The following is a 16,294-nucleotide window of genomic DNA, read 5'->3' on the forward strand; positions in this document are numbered from 1 at the left end:
TCTTGCCATTAGCCGGTCAGAGCAGAACTGTCCCAAGGAGCCCGCATGTCCGTCCTCGCCTCAGTTACCCAAGACCGTTGGCTGGATCTCAACGATCTGCTACACGACTTGGTTGCTCAAGGGTTTACCGATCAAGAAAGCGCTGAATACGCGCTCACTCTGCGCCGTTCAGCGCTGAACATTCAATTGCACCCGCTGGAGTTCATCGCCGCCCAACAGCTCGATGATTTAAAGCGGCCTGGCAAGAAGCTCGACCTGGAAAGCCTCACCCTCTGGCTCGCGCAGCAGGTCGGTCAGCCTTACATGCGTATCGATCCGCTGAAGATCAACGTTGCGGCCATCACGCCGCTGATGTCGTACGCCTTTGCCCAACGACACAAGATCCTCGCGGTGGCTGTGGACCGCGAATCGGTGACCATCGCCAGTGCCCAGCCGTTCGTCAGCGCCTGGGAAGCAGACCTGATGCACGTCCTGAAATTGCCGATCAAACGCGTGGTCGCCAACCCGGCAGACATCCAGCGTTTGGCCGTGGAGTTTTTCCGGCTGGCGAAGTCGGTCAGCGGTGCCAACGCCTCTGATCTGAAAATGAGCAATCTGGGCAACTTTGAACAGTTGCTCAAGCTCGGCGCCAGCGACCAGGAACCCGACGCCAACGACGCGCACATCGTCAACATCGTCGATTGGCTGTTCCAATATGCATTCCAGCAGCGTGCCAGCGATATCCATATCGAGCCCCGTCGCGAACAAGGCACCGTGCGGTTTCGCATCGACGGCGTGCTGCACAACGTCTATCAATTTCCAGCGCAAGTCACCATGGCCATCGTCAGCCGTCTGAAAAGCCTGGGCCGGATGAACGTTGCCGAGAAACGCAAACCGCAGGATGGCCGGGTCAAGACCACGACACCTGAGGGCGGCGAAGTCGAGCTGCGACTGTCGACCTTGCCCACCGCGTTCGGCGAAAAGATGGTGATGCGGATTTTCGACCCGGAAGTGCTGCTGAAGAACTTCGATCAACTGGGCTTTTCTGGCGATGACCTGCGCCGCTGGCAGGACATGACGCAGCAACCCAACGGCATCATTCTGGTCACGGGCCCAACCGGTTCGGGCAAGACTACGACGCTTTATACGACCCTGAAAAAGCTGGCGACCTCGGAGGTCAATCTCTGCACCATTGAAGACCCTATCGAGATGGTCGAGCCGGCGTTCAACCAGATGCAAGTCCAGCACAACATCGACCTGACGTTTGCCAGCGGCGTGCGCGCACTGATGCGTCAGGACCCGGACATCATCATGATCGGCGAAATTCGTGATCTGGAGACCGCAGAAATGGCGATCCAGGCCGCGCTGACCGGCCACCTCGTGCTGTCCACCCTGCACACCAATGACGCCCCGAGCGCCATTAGCCGCCTATTGGAACTGGGCGTGCCCCATTACCTGCTCAAGGCCACCCTCCTCGGCGTCATGGCCCAACGGCTGGTGCGCACCCTATGCCCACACTGCAAAGCGCCCATCGAGCTGGAAGAAAGCGACTGGCAAACCCTGACCCGCCCGTGGCAAGCGCCCGTCCCGACCGGTGCCCAACATGCTGTCGGCTGCGTAGAATGTCGTGACACCGGCTATCGCGGCCGCGCCGGGGTATACGAAATCATGCTGATGTCCGACAGCGTCAAAGCCCTGATCAGCGCCGACCTCGACCTCACCGCCATACGCCGCCAGGCCTTCAAGGAAGGCATGCGCAGCTTGCGCTTGTCCGGCGCGCAAAAAATATCCGCCGGGCTGACCACGCTCGAAGAGGTATTGCGGGTAACGCCTCAGAGTGAGCAGCGGTGAAAACGGCAACCATCACACGGCGGCTTTGATATGGCGCCGTGTTAAAGCTTGTCCCAAATAGCGACCTTGAACCACGCAGGTATCTGCGCTGCATGCAGTTCCAGCTCTTTGCCGTCAGTGACTTCCGCCAGCCAGGTACTTTCGTGACTGGAGTTATCGAAAATGTAAGCGCGATCACTGTATCGAATGGCATCCATCAGCAAGTCCAGCGAGCGGGCGTAACGGCTCACGATCTTATCTTCCGGTACGGGATGCCCACCGAGACGAACCCTGTTCTAGACACGAGAAATGTTGATCATCGGATCGTCTGTGGCAACGAAATAGAGGTAGGTCCGAAAGCCTAGCTTCTGCGCTTTTTGTAGCAAAGACACTTTGTCGGGCGACGACATGACGGTCTCGAAGGTAAACGACGTGCCGCTCTCCAGTAGCTTGTGCCGCATGAAGTCAGCAACCACTGATGCGTAATAAGAGTTGACCGAGACTTCAGCAAAGCCCAAAACACCATCGCCGAAGTCCAAATGCTGTGCCTCATCCAGCAGGCCAGCTTTGGCTAACAATGTGGACCTCTTGAAAAAGCTCGATACCTCCTCGGCGGAGGTAGCAACCCCATACGTCTGAAAATCCAGCGCGCCGCACTCGCGGATGCTTTTTTCGATATCGTCAGGATTGATATAGACACCAAGCAACTCAGGGCTGATCACCGACTTGATGGTGCTTTTGCCTGAACCATTCGGTCCCGCAAACATTCGTAAACGAGGTATTGCAGTCATTTCAAGCGACGCTTTTCGCCGAGCGTGACAGTGGTCGGCGCCGCGATACTTTTTACTTTTTTCTGGCTGCCATCAGGGGACGTCTCATAGATTGCGCCATCACGACTTTCCAGTACGCTGTTACCCGAAGCCAGTGCCTGCCAGAACGCCTGAGTAACTGCCGAGGCGGCCATTTCAGGGATATGCGACTCCAAATAGCGCAGGGTTTTTTCTTGTTTAATCATGCTCAGCTCCTCTTCAGAGACTCAAAATAGCCGATGCACCCCAGCTATTGCCACCTATCGTAATACGAAGCCGTAACACGATAGGTGATTGACGCTTAGCAGCGCCCGCTACTGTGCCTCGCATCAACGAATGGGTTTTCGCCTCGAACTCCACGGCATGCTGGGCCGCAGTGAGGGGCTTAAGAAAGTATTTGCACACCTCGGCACATCTTGAACAAATCTATTCTGAGTTATATCGCCATCACCCTCGTATTTCTGCCTAAATGGGCCGTCCATCACCAGACAATCAACAACCAGACACCTCATAACCAAAACAGGGAACCGTTATGCAAATCGGTAGTGTGCTTTTACTTTTCGTCGGGCTGGCGATTGCCATTGTGTTCATGGGTTTCAAGGTCGTGCCGCAAGGTTATCAATGGACGGTGGAACGCTTTGGCCGTTACACCAATACCCTGAAACCGGGCCTCAATATCATCGTGCCGGTGATGGACCGTATCGGGCGCAAGATCAATGTGATGGAAAGCGTGCTGGATATTCCGCCGCAGGAAGTCATCACCGCTGACAACGCCACGGTACAGATTGATGCGGTGTGCTTCTTTCAGGTGGTCAACACCGCGCAGGCCGCGTATGAGGTGAACAACCTCGAGCACGCCATCCGCAACCTGCTGCAAACCAATATTCGTACGGTGCTCGGCTCCATGGAGCTGGATGCCATGCTTAGTCAGCGCGACGGCATCAATGAAAAGCTGCTGCGCACTGTCGATGAAGCGACCGCGCCGTGGGGGATCAAAATCACCCGGATCGAGATCAAGGACATCAGCCCGCCCGCCGATCTGATGGCCGCAATGTCCGGGCAGATGAAAGCGGAGCGGATCAAGCGCGCGCAGATTCTCGAAGCTGAAGGCCTTCGGGCATCGGCGATTCTCACCGCTGAAGGCAAGAAGCAGGCACAGATCCTCGAAGCCGAAGGCGGTCGTCAGGCAGCGTTTCTTGAATCCGAGGCGCGGGAGCGTCAAGCCGAAGCAGAAGCACGGGCCACCCAAGTAGTGTCCGAGGCGATTGCCAACGGCAACGTGCAGGCGATCAACTATTTTGTCGCACAGAAATACATTGATGCACTGGGCAAACTCGCGTCGGCCAACAACAGCAAAGTGATCTTGATGCCACTCGAAGCCAGTCAAGTGATTGGTGCCGTGGGCGGTATCGGCGAGATCGTCAAAGCTACCTTCGACACTAAAAAGGGCTGAGGCGCGACCCATGATCTGGGACTACCTGCAACACCTGTCGTTCTGGGATTGGCTGGGGCTGGGTACGGTGCTGCTGATTCTTGAAGTGTTCGGCGCTGGGGGCTATTTGCTGTGGATCGGCGTCGCGGCGGCAGGCGTCGGGGTTATCAGCTTTTTGATCCCTGCGTTGCCATGGACCCTGCAATTTCTGTTGTTCGGCCTGCTTTCGGTCCTGACAGCGTTGTATTGGTGGCGGCGTCAACGCAGCGTGGCTCGCCCTTCGGATCAACCGGGTCTGAACATGCGCGGGCAAGAACTGATCGGGCACACGTTTGTGGTCCAGAGTGCGATTATCGGCGGACGCGGAAAGATCAAGGTGAATGACGGCGTGTGGATGGTGATCGGCCCCGACTTGCCGGTGGGCAGTCAGGTGCGGGTAGTCAGTCAGGAAGGCGCTATTTTGAAAGTAGAAGCCATATCCTGAGTCAGGTACGGAACTCCGACGAGGCTTCGACAATCCAATCTTTCAGAACAACCACGTCGGAGTCACCCATAATGCGTCTTAAGCTTGCAGTATTTACATTGGCTTTGCTTTCACTTCCTGTCGGGTCAGCAATGGCCGACGGCCTCTTGCGAGACGTGCTTTCATCAGGCGCCACCACGGCTTCCACGTACCTGACTTTCAGACATGACCGTAAGCTGATCGTTGCCGCTCAGGATGATGCGGGCAGCTTCGTCGCCACCGAAGGTGGTATCCGCGGGCCTTTCCTGGAAGCCGCCATGGAACAGGTACGTACTGATAACCCAGGGCTCAAAGCCACGGACATGGAACTGGCCAACGCGATTCTGACAAAGAATCTGGTTGCCGCAGAATGATTCATGACTGACCGCTAGCGCACATTGAATGCCGCTCATCGAGCGGCATTTTTTATGGCCGCTGCTTAGCGATATTCATCCACTGGCACGCAGGCGCAGAACAGGTTCCGGTCGCCGTAAACGTTGTCTACCCGGTTCACCGCGGGCCAATATTTGTGCAGCCGCGTATGCAGGGTGGGCGTGACGGCCTGGGCGATGCTGTACGGGCGTTCCCAGACGCCGGTGATGTCAGCCAGCGTGTGCGGTGCGCCCTTCAACGGATTGCTTTCGCCAGGCCAACTGCCGTTTTGCACTTCGGTGATTTCCGCGCGAATACTGAGCATCGCCTCGATAAAGCGATCCAGTTCTGCCTTGGACTCACTTTCAGTGGGCTCGATCATCAGGGTGCCGGGGACAGGGAACGACATGGTCGGCGCGTGAAAACCATAATCCATCAGGCGCTTGGCCACGTCCTCTTCGCTGATCCCCGTTTGCGCCTTGATCGGACGCAAATCAATGATGCACTCGTGCGCGACGCGGTCATTGCGGCCGCTGTAGAGCAGCGGGAACGCGCCACCCAATTGCTGCGCCAGATAGTTCGCGCTGAGGATCGCCACTTCACTGGCATCCGCCAATTGCGGGCCCATCATCGCGATGTACATCCAGCTGATCGGCAAAATACTTGCGCTGCCCCAAGGCGCGGCGCTGACAGCCGTGTTCTGCGGGTTAGGCCCTTCCAGCGGGACCACCGGGTGGTTGGCCACAAACGGCGCCAAATGGGCGCGTACGCCAATCGGCCCCATGCCTGGACCGCCACCGCCATGCGGGATACAGAACGTTTTGTGCAGGTTCATGTGCGACACATCGGCACCGATGTCTGCTGGCCGGGCCAGCCCGACCTGAGCGTTGAGGTTGGCGCCATCCATGTACACCTGGCCGCCATGGCTGTGAATAATCTCGCAGATATCGCGAATGCCTTCTTCATACACGCCATGGGTAGAGGGATAGGTGACCATCAGGCACGACAACGTGTCCCCCGCTTCTTGCGCCTTGGCTTTCAAATCAGCAAGGTCAACGTTGCCCGCTTTGTCGCACTCAACGATCACCACATGCATACCGGCCATCTGCGCCGACGCCGGGTTGGTGCCGTGAGCCGACGAAGGGATGAGGCAAATCTCGCGCTTACCCTCATGACGGCTCAGGTGGTATTTGTGGATCGCCAGCAGCCCGGCATATTCGCCTTGCGCGCCGGAGTTGGGCTGCATGCAAACAGCGTCGAAACCGGTGATCGCGCACAGCCAGGCCTCAAGTTCGTCGATCATGGCGGTGTAACCGAGCGCCTGTTCACGCGGAACGAAAGGATGCAGATTAGCGAACTCGGGCCAGGTAATAGGGATCATTTCGCTGGTGGCGTTGAGTTTCATGGTGCACGAACCGAGGGGAATCATTGACTGGTCCAGCGCCAGATCCTTGTTCTCCAGCTGCTTGAGGTAACGCAGCATCTCGGTTTCGCTGTGATGCGAGCTGAACACTGGATGGGTCAGGTACGCAGAGGTGCGCAGCAATGCGCCGGGAATGCCTGATTCCAGGATTTCCGCGTCCAGTTCGGCGATGTTCAGCCCATGGTCGGCACCCAAAAACACATCGAACAGGCGCTCTACGGTCGCCTCGCTGCAACGTTCATCCAGGCTCAGCCCCAGCTTTCCGTCCCCAAGAATACGCAGGTTGATCTGTGCATCCCTGGCGCTGTCGAGGATCGCGCTCTGGCTACCACCGACATCCAGCGTCAAAGTGTCGAAGAACCGCCTGTTGACCCGCTGCAGCCCTTTACGCGCCAAACCCGCAGCGAGAATGGTCGTCAGCCGATGAACCCGCTGGGCGATGCGTTTGAGCCCTTCAGGCCCGTGATACACGGCATAGAAGCTGGCGATATTGGCCAGCAAGACTTGCGCGGTACAGATGTTGGAGTTGGCCTTCTCGCGGCGGATATGCTGTTCGCGGGTTTGCAGGGCCATGCGCAAAGCAACGTTGCCGCGCGCGTCTTTGGACACACCGATGATCCGCCCCGGCATTGCACGTTTGAACTCATCGCGACAGGCAAAATAGGCCGCGTGCGGGCCGCCATAGCCCATTGGTACGCCAAAACGTTGCGACGAACCAAACACCACGTCGGCGCCCATTTCTCCCGGCGGGGTCAGCAGCAACAGGCTAAGCAAATCAGCCGACACGCAGGCCAGCGCTTGCTGGACATGCAGTTGCTCGATCAACGGGCGCAGGTCGCGAATCTCTCCGTGGGTATCCGGGTATTGCAGCAGCGCACCAAAGACCTTGTGCCTGGCGAGATTGTCCACAGAATCGATGATCAGTTCGAAGCCGAAACCTTGCGCGCGCGTCTGAACCACGGAAATGGTTTGCGGGTGGCAGTTTTCGTCGACAAAAAACAGGTTGCTTCTGGACTTGGCGACACGCTTGGCCAGGGCCATGGCCTCGGCGGCCGCGGTGGCTTCGTCGAGCAAGGAGGCGTTGGCCAGCTCCAGCCCCGTCAGGTCGATGGTCAGTTGCTGAAAATTCAACAGCGCTTCAAGGCGGCCTTGAGCGATCTCGGGCTGATAAGGCGTGTAGGCGGTGTACCAGCCAGGGTTTTCCAGCACGTTGCGCACAATCACGGTCGGGGTGAGGGTACCGTGGTAGCCCATGCCGATCAGGCTGGTCCACACCTGATTCTGCTCGGCGTAGCCTTTGAGCTTGGCCAGCGCGGCGTCCTCGTCGAGCGCGGCAGGCAACTCCAGCGCCCGATTGAGGCGGATGGCCGGCGGCACAGTCTGCTCGATCAGTTCCGTTCGGCTGGTCACGCCGAGCGTTTCGAGCATAGCCTGCTGCTCCCTGGCATCCGGGCCAAGGTGGCGCCGCAGGAAGACATTCGGGTCTTGCAACTGGCTCAAGGACGGCAACTGGGACATGACGGCGCTCTCTTATAAGACAAAGCCTCGACAGGTCGAGGCTTATTGAGTCTAGGAAGAGATTGCCATTTGTGTAGAGAAACTCTCTACACACTGTTCACGCGGCCCTTCTTTTCGCTAAATCGTTACTCGCCAATCGCGCTTTTATAAGCCGCTGCGTCCAGCAGTTTTTCCAGCTCAGCGGTGTTGCCTGGCTTGACCTTGAAGATCCACGCCCCGTACGGGTCGCTGTTCAACAGCTCCGGGGCGCCACCCAGGCCTTCGTTGGTCGCAATCACTTCACCCGACACCGGCGAGTAAATATCCGACGCTGCTTTAACCGACTCGACCACGCCAGCTGTATCGCCAGCGGCAAACACTTTGCCGATTTCAGGCAGTTCGACGTACACGACGTCACCCAAGGCTTCCTGAGCGTGGTCGGAGATACCAACGGTCACCGTGCCGTCAGTTTCAAGGCGAGCCCATTCGTGGCTTTCGGCAAAGCGCAGATCAGCGGGGATATTGCTCATATAGTCATCCTCTACATCAGGTCAGCGGAAAAACCGCCAGAGAAAGTTAGATCAAGGCTTTGCCATGACGTACGAAATTAGGTTGTACCACGCGAACCGGATACCACTTGCCGCGGATTTCTACCTCGGCCCGATCAGCGGTCGCCATTGGCACACGCGCCAAGGCAATCGATTTGCTTAGCGTAGGCGAGAAACTACCACTGGTGATCTCTCCTTCGCCAACTTCTGCGATTCGGACGACCTGATGCGCGCGCAAAACCCCGCGCTCCTCCAGCACCAGCCCGACCAGCTTGAGCTTCACGCCCGTCGCCCGCTCTTTTTCAATCGCGGTGCGGCCAATGAAATCACGCTCGGCAGGCTCCCAGGCAATGGTCCAGGCCATGTTGGCCGCCAACGGCGATACGCTCTCGTCTATATCCTGGCCGTAAAGGTTCATGCCGGCCTCCAGGCGCAACGTATCGCGCGCGCCCAGGCCAATAGGCGAGATACCCGCGCCGACCAGGTCGTTGAAAAACCCTGGGGCTTGAGCCGCGGGCAGAATGATTTCCAGGCCGTCTTCACCGGTGTAACCGGTGCGGGCGATGAACCAGTCGCCTTCGCTACGCCCTTCGAAGGGCTGCAGATGCTGGATCAATGCACCGCGTGCGCTGGTCACCAGCTCGGCGATTTTGTGTCGCGCGTGGGGGCCTTGAATCGCCAGCATCGCAAGGTCGCTACGCTCGACCAACTGGACCTCGAAGCCCGCCAGATGCGCGCGCATCCAGGCAAGGTCCTTGGCGCCAGTCGCCGCATTTACCACCAGACGATAACCGCCGTCGGTGAGATAGACGAGCATGTCGTCGATCACACCGCCCTCGGTGTTGAGCATTGCGCTGTAGAGCGCTCGGCCAGGCTCAAGCAGGCGACCGACGTCATTCGCCAGTAAATACTGGAGCCAGGCCTTGGCCTGACTGCCGGCGATGTCGATGACAGTCATATGCGAGACGTCAAAAACCCCACAGTCGCGGCGCACTTGATGGTGCTCCTCGACTTGTGAGCCATAATGCAACGGCATATCCCAACCACCAAAATCGACCATCTTCGCGCCAAGTGCGACGTGCAGGTCAAAGAGGGGCGTACGCTGTCCCATGGGTTTCTCCTTCCGGGCGTGGCGAAGGTGCGGAGAGGCGCGACACCGGGTAAAGCCTCTAAAACAGAGGCTTCCAGCAGGTTTCAACGACCCGACGAGTCTGACGGACCGCACCGATTGCGGCGCATTGTATCCGTATGGGGATAGACCCGCACCTAGCCGATCTGACGGGCTGAACGCCGGATCAAACCGATAACAGGTAGCAACCCCACCAGAATCAGGGTCAACGCGGGCAACGCGGCTCTCGCCCACTCGCCCTCACTGGTCATCTCAAAGATTCGCACCGCCAGGGTGTCCCATCCAAATGGACGCATCAGCAAGGTTGCCGGCATCTCTTTCAATACATCGACGAAGACCAGCAGTGCCGCGCTCAAGGCGCCGGGCACCAGTAAGGGCAGGTAAACCTTGAAGAACAGCCGTGGGCCACTGACCCCCAGGCTGCGCGCGGCCTCTGGAAGCGAAGGCCGGATGCGCGCCAGGCTATTTTCCAGCGGCCCGTAGGCCACCGCGATGAACCGCACCAGATAGGCCAGCAGCAACGCCGCCAGACTGCCCAAAAGCAACGGCTTGCCAGCACCGCCGAGCAAAGTCGACAAGGGGATGACCAGCTCGCGATCCAGGTAGCTGAACGCCAGCATGATCGACACGGCCAGCACCGAACCCGGCAGCGCATAACCCAGATTGGCCAGGCTCACGCCAGAGCGGATTGCCCGGGTTGGCGCCAAACGGCGAGCGAAGGCCAGGATCAGCGCCACGCTGACAGTGATCAGTGCCGCCATGCTGCCCAGATACAGCGTATGCAGGATCAGCCCGGTGTAGCGCTCATCGAGATCGAATCGGCCGCGCTGCCAGACCCACACGATCAATTGCAGCAGCGGAATCACAAACGCGCAGACAAATACCAGACCGCACCAGACACTGGCGGCCAGCGCTTTCAAGCCGCGCAGGTGGTACAGCGCCTTGACCCGTGGCCGCTCATTGCTCGGGCGGCTTGCGCCACGGGCACGGCGCTCGCCATACAGCACGACCATCACGGCCAGCAGCAACAGGCTGGCTAATTGCGCCGCGCTGGAGAGGCTGAAGAAGCCGTACCAGGTTTTGTAGATGGCTGTGGTAAAGGTGTCAAAGTTGAACACGGCCACGGCACCGAAGTCCGCCAGCGTCTCCATCAGCGCCAACGCCACGCCGGCGCCTATCGCGGGCCTCGCCATGGGCAGCGCCACCCGCCAGAACGCCTGCCAGGGCGATTGGCCGAGGACTCGCGCCGCTTCCATCAAGCCCTTGCCCTGCGCAAGGAACGCTGTGCGCGCCAGCAGATACACATACGGGTAGAACACCAACACCAGGACGATGATCACCCCGCCGGTGGACCGCACGCGCGGCAGGCGCAGGCCGCTGCCAAACACCTCGCGCAGCAGGGTTTGCACCGGCCCGGCGAAATCCAGCAGGCCGACGAAGACGAACGCCAGCACATAGGCCGGAATCGCAAACGGCAACATCAATGCCCAATCCAGCCAGCGACGGCCGGGAAACTCGCACAAGCTGGTGAGCCACGCGAGGCTGACACCGAGCACGGTCACCCCGATACCGACGCCCACGATGAGCTGCAAGGTGTTGCCCAGCAGGCGTGGCATCTGGGTTTCCCACAAATGCGCCCAGATTTGCTGATCGATGGTTTGCCAGGACAGCAGCAACACACTCACCGGCAACAGCACCAGCGCCGCGATGGCAAAGACCAGCGGGTACCAACGGCGTTGTGCGGAATGGGCCACGGCGGGTTCTCAAAAAGGGGGAAAGACCAAGAGTGTCATCTCGGGCGACAAGGTTTGCCTGGCTAACTCAATTCCAGCCAGCGCGATCCATCATGCGGATGGCTTCAGCCTGACGCTTGCCTGCCACTTCGACGGGGATAGTATCTGCCTTGAAGGCGCCCCAGCTGGCGACTTCTGCCGATGGCGCAACGGCTGGGTTAGCAGGGAACTCCTGATTGATGTCCGCAAAGATTTTCTGCGCTTGCGGCTTGGTCATCCACTCGACCAATGCCTTGGCCGCGTCAGGATGCGGTGCATGCTGGGTCAAGCCGACGCCCGAAAGATTGACGTGAACGCCACGGTCCAACTGATTGGGCCAGAACAGCTCGACCGCCAGCTTCGGGTTCTGCTTGTGCAGACGGCCGTAGTAGTAAGTGTTGACGATGCCGACATCACACTGCCCGGCGTTGATCGCTTCCAGCACGGCAATGTCATCGGAGAACACGTCGGTCGACAGGTTATTGACCCAACCCTTGAGAATTTTTTCGGACTGCTCGGCACCGTGAGTTTCGATCAGGGTCGCTGTCAGCGATTGGTTGTAGACCTTCTTCGCCGTACGCAGGCACAGGCGCCCTTCCCAGTTCTTGTCCGCCAGCGCTTCGTAGGTGGTCAAGTCAGCCGGTTTGACCCGCTCGGTGGAGTAGGCAATGGTCCGCGCGCGCAGGCTCAGCCCGGTCCAGCTGTGGGTGGAAGAGCGATATTGCTTGGGGATGTTGGCGTCGATCACGGGGGAGGTAAACGGCTGGAGAATGCCCATTTGCTCGGCTTGCCACAGGTTGCCGGCGTCGACCGTGAGCAGTAGGTCCGCCGTGGCGTTCTCGCCCTCGGCCTTGATCCGTTGCATCAGCGGCGCTTCCTTGTCCGTGATGAATTTGATCTTGACCCCGGTTTCAGCGGTGTAAGCGTCGAATACCGGTTTGATCAGCTCATCGATACGCGATGAGTACACCACTACCTCATCGGCGGCCTGGGCGGCGCTGCCGAGCACTGTCAGTGCCAAGGCAGTCAGAAGACGCTTGCTTACCTGCATGGGAGTGGTCTCGTGTTAGAAAATTGAGTCGAAATGGTAGTGAATCCCATTTGCCTTCTCAACCAAACTAACAGCGGAGCCGTTACCGGATGTTGCGCCGCCCCTACAACCGGGCCAGTTCAGGCAGGTCACCGGACAATCCCAACGCCTGACGCACGAACATTGCTTTGGCTTCCGGCAGGTTATCGACCCACTTCAGGCCGGTGTTGCGCAGCCAGCGCAAGGGCAGCGGGTCGGCCTGGAACAGGCGTTCCAGACCCTCCATTGCCGCCATCAACGCCAGGTTGTGTGGCATGCGGCGGCGCTCAAAACGGCTGAGTACGCGAACATCGGCCAAGCGTTCGCCCCGACTGGCGGCATGCAGCAACACTTCGGCCAACACTGCCGCATCCAGAAAGCCCAGATTGACCCCCTGCCCGGCCAGCGGGTGAATGGTGTGCGCCGCATCGCCAATCAATGCCAGGCCTTCGGCCACGTAGCGCTTGGCGTGCCGTTGACGCAATGGCACGCACAACCGCGGGTCAGCGCTGAGCACGGTGCCGAGACGGCCTTCGAAGGCTTTTTCCAGGTCACGACAGAACTCATCGTCGCCCAGCGCCATCAAGCGTTGCGCTTCAGTCGGGGTCACCGACCAGACAATCGAGCACCAATGCTCACCTTCACGCTCCAGCGGCAGGAACGCCAGAGGCCCCTCCTCGGTAAAGCGCTGCCAGGCGGTGTGCTGATGCGAGTCAGCGGTGCGCACGCTGGTGACGATGGCGTGGTGCAGGTAGTCCCACTCCCGGGTCGCGCACCCGGTGAGGCGGCGTACCGCCGAGTTGGCGCCATCGGCGGCGATCACCAGCGGCGCACGCAACGTACGACCGTCGGCCAGCGTCAGCAACCAATCATCACCGGAGCGACGCATCTGTTCGAGGCGCGCGTTGGCCAGCAGCCCGATATCACTGTCATGCAGGCGCTCAAGCAGGGCCTCTTGAATCACGCGGTTCTCGACGATATGCCCCAGCACGTCGGCGTGCACGCTGGCCGCCGAGAAATGAACCTGCCCGGTGCCGCTGCCGTCCCACACCTGCATCTCGCGATACGGGCTGGCGCGGCGTGCGGCGATGCCGTCCCACACGTTCAAACGATCAAGAATGCGCTGGCTCGCCGCGGACAAGGCGCTGACCCTTGGCTCGAACGCTGACTGCGGATCGAAGGGCTTGACGCTCAGCGGACCGCCATCGAGCACCAGAATTTCCAGGCCACTGTCCTGTAACGCCAGCGCAAGTGCGCTACCGACCATTCCAGCCCCGACAATCAGCAGATCTGCGCGCGTTTCCATGCTTTAAATCGTTCTCGCTTGTGGCGTAAGCCGTGTTTTAAGAATCCGCGCGTCACACATCGGATCGAGTTCCCAAGCCCATGGCCTGACGGGCAAACCAGCGTTTGGCGGGCGGCAACAGATCCAGCCCCAGCAGGCCCAGATTACGTCCAGCGCCGACCAAGGGCTGGGAGCTGCCGAACAGTCGCGTGACCTGATCGGAGAAGCCCACGGTCAATTGCTGATCCAGTCGCTGACGCTCGCGATAGGCCTGCAACGTGGCGAAATCACCCGGCATGCTTTTGCTTGCCAGCAGCGCCTCGGCCAACGCATCGGCGTCGCGCAACGACAGGTTGAAACCCTGGCCCGCAATCGGGTGCAGGCTGTGGGCAGCGTTGCCCAGTACCGCCAGATGCGGCCGCACTTGCTCTTCGGCCTCGACCAGCGTCAGCGGATAAATATGCCGCGCCCCGACCTGACGCAAAGCGCCCAGGCGATAACCGAACACGCCCTGCAGTTCGCTGAGAAAACTACGATCATCCAGATTGGCCAAGCGCTGCGCATCCATCCCCGCACGGGTCCAGACTAGTGCACAGCGGTTTTCCGGCAACGGCAGCAGCGCCATCGGGCCTTCTTCGGTGAAGCGTTCGAACGCCTGGCCGCAATGGGCTTCGCTCGGGGTGATGTTGGCGATCAGCGCGCTCTGGTTGTAGGGGCGCTGCCGGACGCCAATGCCTAATTGCTCGCGCAGGCCCGAACGGCCGCCATCGGCAAGAATCGCCAGGTCGCACTCCAGCTCGGTTTCATCATCCAGGGTCAGCCGGTAACCATCCGTCAACGGCTGCATGCGCTTGACCTCGGCCGGGCAGCGCCAACTGATCACGTCTTTGTCCAGGCCTTGCCACAGGCATTGGCCCAGCCAGGCGTTCTCCACAACGTAACCGAGTGCCGGAACGCCTTCTTCGATCGCCGACAAGCGTGCTGCACCGAAACGCCCACGGTCGGACACCTGGATCTGCAGGATTGGCTCGGCACGGCGGCTGATCTGCTGCCACACGCCCAGACGCTCGTAGATTCGCCGGGCGCCAAACGACAGCGCTGACGAACGTGCGTCGTAGCTCGGCTGATACGCATCACCCGGTGCGAAGGGTTCGATCAGGACGATCTTCCAGCCACGTGCCTTGGCGCCCGCCTGAAGGGCCAGCGCCAGACTGGCACCCACCAGGCCGCCGCCCACAATGGCAAGATTGACCCGGCTCATGCTGCCTGGACACGTGCAGCGGCCATCAAGGCCTCGATCTCGGCGACGGTTTTTGGCACGCCACCCGAAAGAATTTCACAACCGTGTTTAGTCACCACAACGTCATCCTCGATCCGTACACCAATCCCACGCCATTTCTTCGCGACGGTCTGATTATCCGGGGCGATATAAATCCCGGGCTCCACGGTCAGCGTCATGCCGACTTCCAGCACACGCCATTCGCCGCCGACTTTGTATTCGCCGACATCGTGCACGTCCATGCCCAGCCAATGACCGGCGCGGTGCATGTAAAACGCTTTATAGGCCTCGTTGACGATCAAATCGCCAACGTCGCCCACCAGCAGCCCCAGCTCGACCAACCCGGCAGTAATGACCTGCACCGTGGCTTCATGCGCCTGGTTCCAGTGCTTGTCTGGACCGATGGCGGCAAATGCGGCGTCCTGGGCTTTGAGCACCAACTCGTAGATCGCTTTCTGCTCAGGCGAAAACTTACCGCTGACCGGGAACGTCCGCGTGATGTCGCTGGCGTAGCAGTCGATCTCACAAGCCGCGTCGATCAGCACCAGATCCCCGTCCTTGAGCACTGCATCGTTTTCCTGATAGTGCAGGATGCAGGCATTGCGGCCCGAGGCGACGATGGAGCCATAGGCCGGCATCTTCGCCCCACCCTTACGGAATTCGTAATCCAGTTCGGCTTCCAGACTGAACTCGTGCAAGCCGGCACGGCTGGCCTGCATCGCGCGGACATGGGCCCGAGCGGATATCTCGGCAGCGCAGCGCATGACTTTGATTTCTGCCGCTGATTTATACAGACGCATGTCGTGCAGCAGATGATCCAGCGCAACAAATTCGTTCGGCGGCTGCGCACCCAGATGCGCTTTGGAACGGATCACATTGATCCAGTCCATCAAATGACGATCGAATTCAGGGTTGCTGCCCATGGCCGAATACACCCGGTCACGCCCTTCGATCAGGCCCGGCAGGATGTCGTCGATATCATTGATCGGGAACGCGTCGTCGGCACCGAAATCACGCATCGCGCCTTCCTGCCCGGCACGCAGACCGTCCCACAGCTCGCGCGTGGGGTTGCGTTCACGGCAGAACAGCACGTACTCGCCGTACTCACGGCCGGGGATCAGCACAACCACGGCTTCCGGTTCCGGGAAGCCGCTGAGGTACTGGAAGTCGCTGTCCTGACGGTAGACATGCTCGACGTCGCGATTGCGGATAGCCACCGCAGAGGCTGGCAAAATGGCGATGCTGTTGGGCACCATCTGCGCCATCAGGGCTTTACGTCGACGGGCGTATTCCGACTTCGGGATATGGATCATAAGGCAGGTGAGGTCCCCTTTTGGGCGCCGCCGGCGATGCGCCTGGATCACAGGC

At 59.7% G+C, this 16,294-nt stretch carries 15 protein-coding genes; 4 read left to right on the forward strand and 11 right to left on the reverse strand.

Annotation, left to right across the window (positions count from 1 at the left end):
- The first annotated feature begins 45 nt into the window (after positions 1–45).
- On the forward strand, positions 46–1,830 hold the full coding sequence (locus K0F75_RS16185; RefSeq protein WP_219062942.1) for a GspE/PulE family protein: 1,785 nt from the start codon (positions 46–48) through the stop codon (positions 1,828–1,830).
- 41 nt (positions 1,831–1,871) lie between these two features.
- Here the strand turns inward: K0F75_RS16185 and K0F75_RS25805 are convergent, their stop codons facing one another.
- Genes K0F75_RS25805 through K0F75_RS16195 form a run of 3 tightly spaced genes read right to left on the reverse strand, consistent with a single transcriptional unit; the run spans position 1,872 to position 2,824 of the window.
- On the reverse strand, positions 1,872–2,060 hold the full coding sequence (locus tag K0F75_RS25805; RefSeq protein WP_257604406.1) for a hypothetical protein: 189 nt from the start codon (positions 2,058–2,060) through the stop codon (positions 1,872–1,874).
- A 45-nt stretch (positions 2,061–2,105) separates the two neighbouring features.
- Positions 2,106–2,600: a hypothetical protein gene (locus tag K0F75_RS16190; RefSeq protein ID WP_257604407.1), complete on the reverse strand. Its 495-nt coding sequence runs from the start codon at positions 2,598–2,600 to the stop codon at positions 2,106–2,108.
- Positions 2,597–2,824, reverse strand: coding sequence for a hypothetical protein (locus K0F75_RS16195; RefSeq protein ID WP_219062943.1), 228 nt, complete (start codon positions 2,822–2,824; stop codon positions 2,597–2,599). The genes K0F75_RS16190 and K0F75_RS16195 overlap by 4 nt, the downstream gene beginning before the upstream one ends.
- A 326-nt stretch (positions 2,825–3,150) precedes the next feature.
- On the opposite strand from K0F75_RS16195, the gene K0F75_RS16200 reads away from it, so the two are divergent.
- The 3 genes from K0F75_RS16200 (at position 3,151) to K0F75_RS16210 (ending at position 4,926) form a co-directional block, all read left to right on the forward strand.
- Positions 3,151–4,071, forward strand: coding sequence for an SPFH domain-containing protein (locus K0F75_RS16200; RefSeq protein WP_219062944.1), 921 nt, complete (start codon positions 3,151–3,153; stop codon positions 4,069–4,071).
- 13 nt (positions 4,072–4,084) lie between these two features.
- Complete coding sequence (locus tag K0F75_RS16205; RefSeq protein WP_219063099.1) at positions 4,085–4,534, forward strand: NfeD family protein; 450 nt, start codon at positions 4,085–4,087, stop codon at positions 4,532–4,534.
- 71 nt (positions 4,535–4,605) lie between these two features.
- Positions 4,606–4,926, forward strand: coding sequence for a DUF2388 domain-containing protein (locus tag K0F75_RS16210; RefSeq protein WP_219062945.1), 321 nt, complete (start codon positions 4,606–4,608; stop codon positions 4,924–4,926).
- 65 nt (positions 4,927–4,991) lie between these two features.
- Here the strand turns inward: K0F75_RS16210 and gcvP are convergent, their stop codons facing one another.
- The 8 genes from gcvP to pepP all read right to left on the reverse strand — a co-directional run bounded on the left by gcvP (position 4,992) and on the right by pepP (position 16,239).
- Positions 4,992–7,865, reverse strand: a complete 2,874-nt coding sequence (gene gcvP / locus K0F75_RS16215) for an aminomethyl-transferring glycine dehydrogenase (protein ID WP_219062946.1) — start codon at positions 7,863–7,865, stop codon at positions 4,992–4,994.
- Between the two features lie 125 nt (positions 7,866–7,990).
- The gene (gcvH, locus tag K0F75_RS16220; RefSeq protein ID WP_219062947.1) at positions 7,991–8,374 is read right to left on the reverse strand and encodes a glycine cleavage system protein GcvH; all 384 of its coding nucleotides are present in this window, start codon (positions 8,372–8,374) and stop codon (positions 7,991–7,993) included.
- A gap of 46 nt (positions 8,375–8,420) precedes the next feature.
- Complete coding sequence (gcvT, locus tag K0F75_RS16225; RefSeq protein WP_219062949.1) at positions 8,421–9,503, reverse strand: glycine cleavage system aminomethyltransferase GcvT; 1,083 nt, start codon at positions 9,501–9,503, stop codon at positions 8,421–8,423.
- 155 nt (positions 9,504–9,658) lie between these two features.
- On the reverse strand, positions 9,659–11,275 hold the full coding sequence (locus K0F75_RS16230) for an iron ABC transporter permease (protein ID WP_219062951.1): 1,617 nt from the start codon (positions 11,273–11,275) through the stop codon (positions 9,659–9,661).
- A 67-nt stretch (positions 11,276–11,342) separates the two neighbouring features.
- Complete coding sequence (locus K0F75_RS16235; RefSeq protein WP_219062953.1) at positions 11,343–12,344, reverse strand: extracellular solute-binding protein; 1,002 nt, start codon at positions 12,342–12,344, stop codon at positions 11,343–11,345.
- Between the two features lie 103 nt (positions 12,345–12,447).
- Positions 12,448–13,668 carry a 2-octaprenyl-3-methyl-6-methoxy-1,4-benzoquinol hydroxylase gene (locus tag K0F75_RS16240; RefSeq protein ID WP_219062955.1) on the reverse strand — a complete coding sequence of 407 codons (1,221 nt, stop codon included), beginning with the start codon at positions 13,666–13,668 and terminating at the stop codon, positions 12,448–12,450.
- Between the two features lie 52 nt (positions 13,669–13,720).
- Positions 13,721–14,908, reverse strand: coding sequence for a 2-octaprenyl-6-methoxyphenyl hydroxylase (gene ubiH / locus K0F75_RS16245; RefSeq protein WP_219062957.1), 1,188 nt, complete (start codon positions 14,906–14,908; stop codon positions 13,721–13,723).
- Entirely contained in the window at positions 14,905–16,239 is a 1,335-nt protein-coding gene (gene pepP / locus K0F75_RS16250; protein WP_219062959.1) for a Xaa-Pro aminopeptidase, read from the reverse strand. Before pepP ends, ubiH begins: the two co-directional genes overlap by 4 nt.
- Positions 16,240–16,294: the final 55 nt, after the last annotated feature.

Origin of the sequence: Pseudomonas sp. UMAB-08 (assembly GCF_900095225.1) — a bacterium.
Taxonomy (GTDB): domain Bacteria; phylum Pseudomonadota; class Gammaproteobacteria; order Pseudomonadales; family Pseudomonadaceae; genus Aquipseudomonas.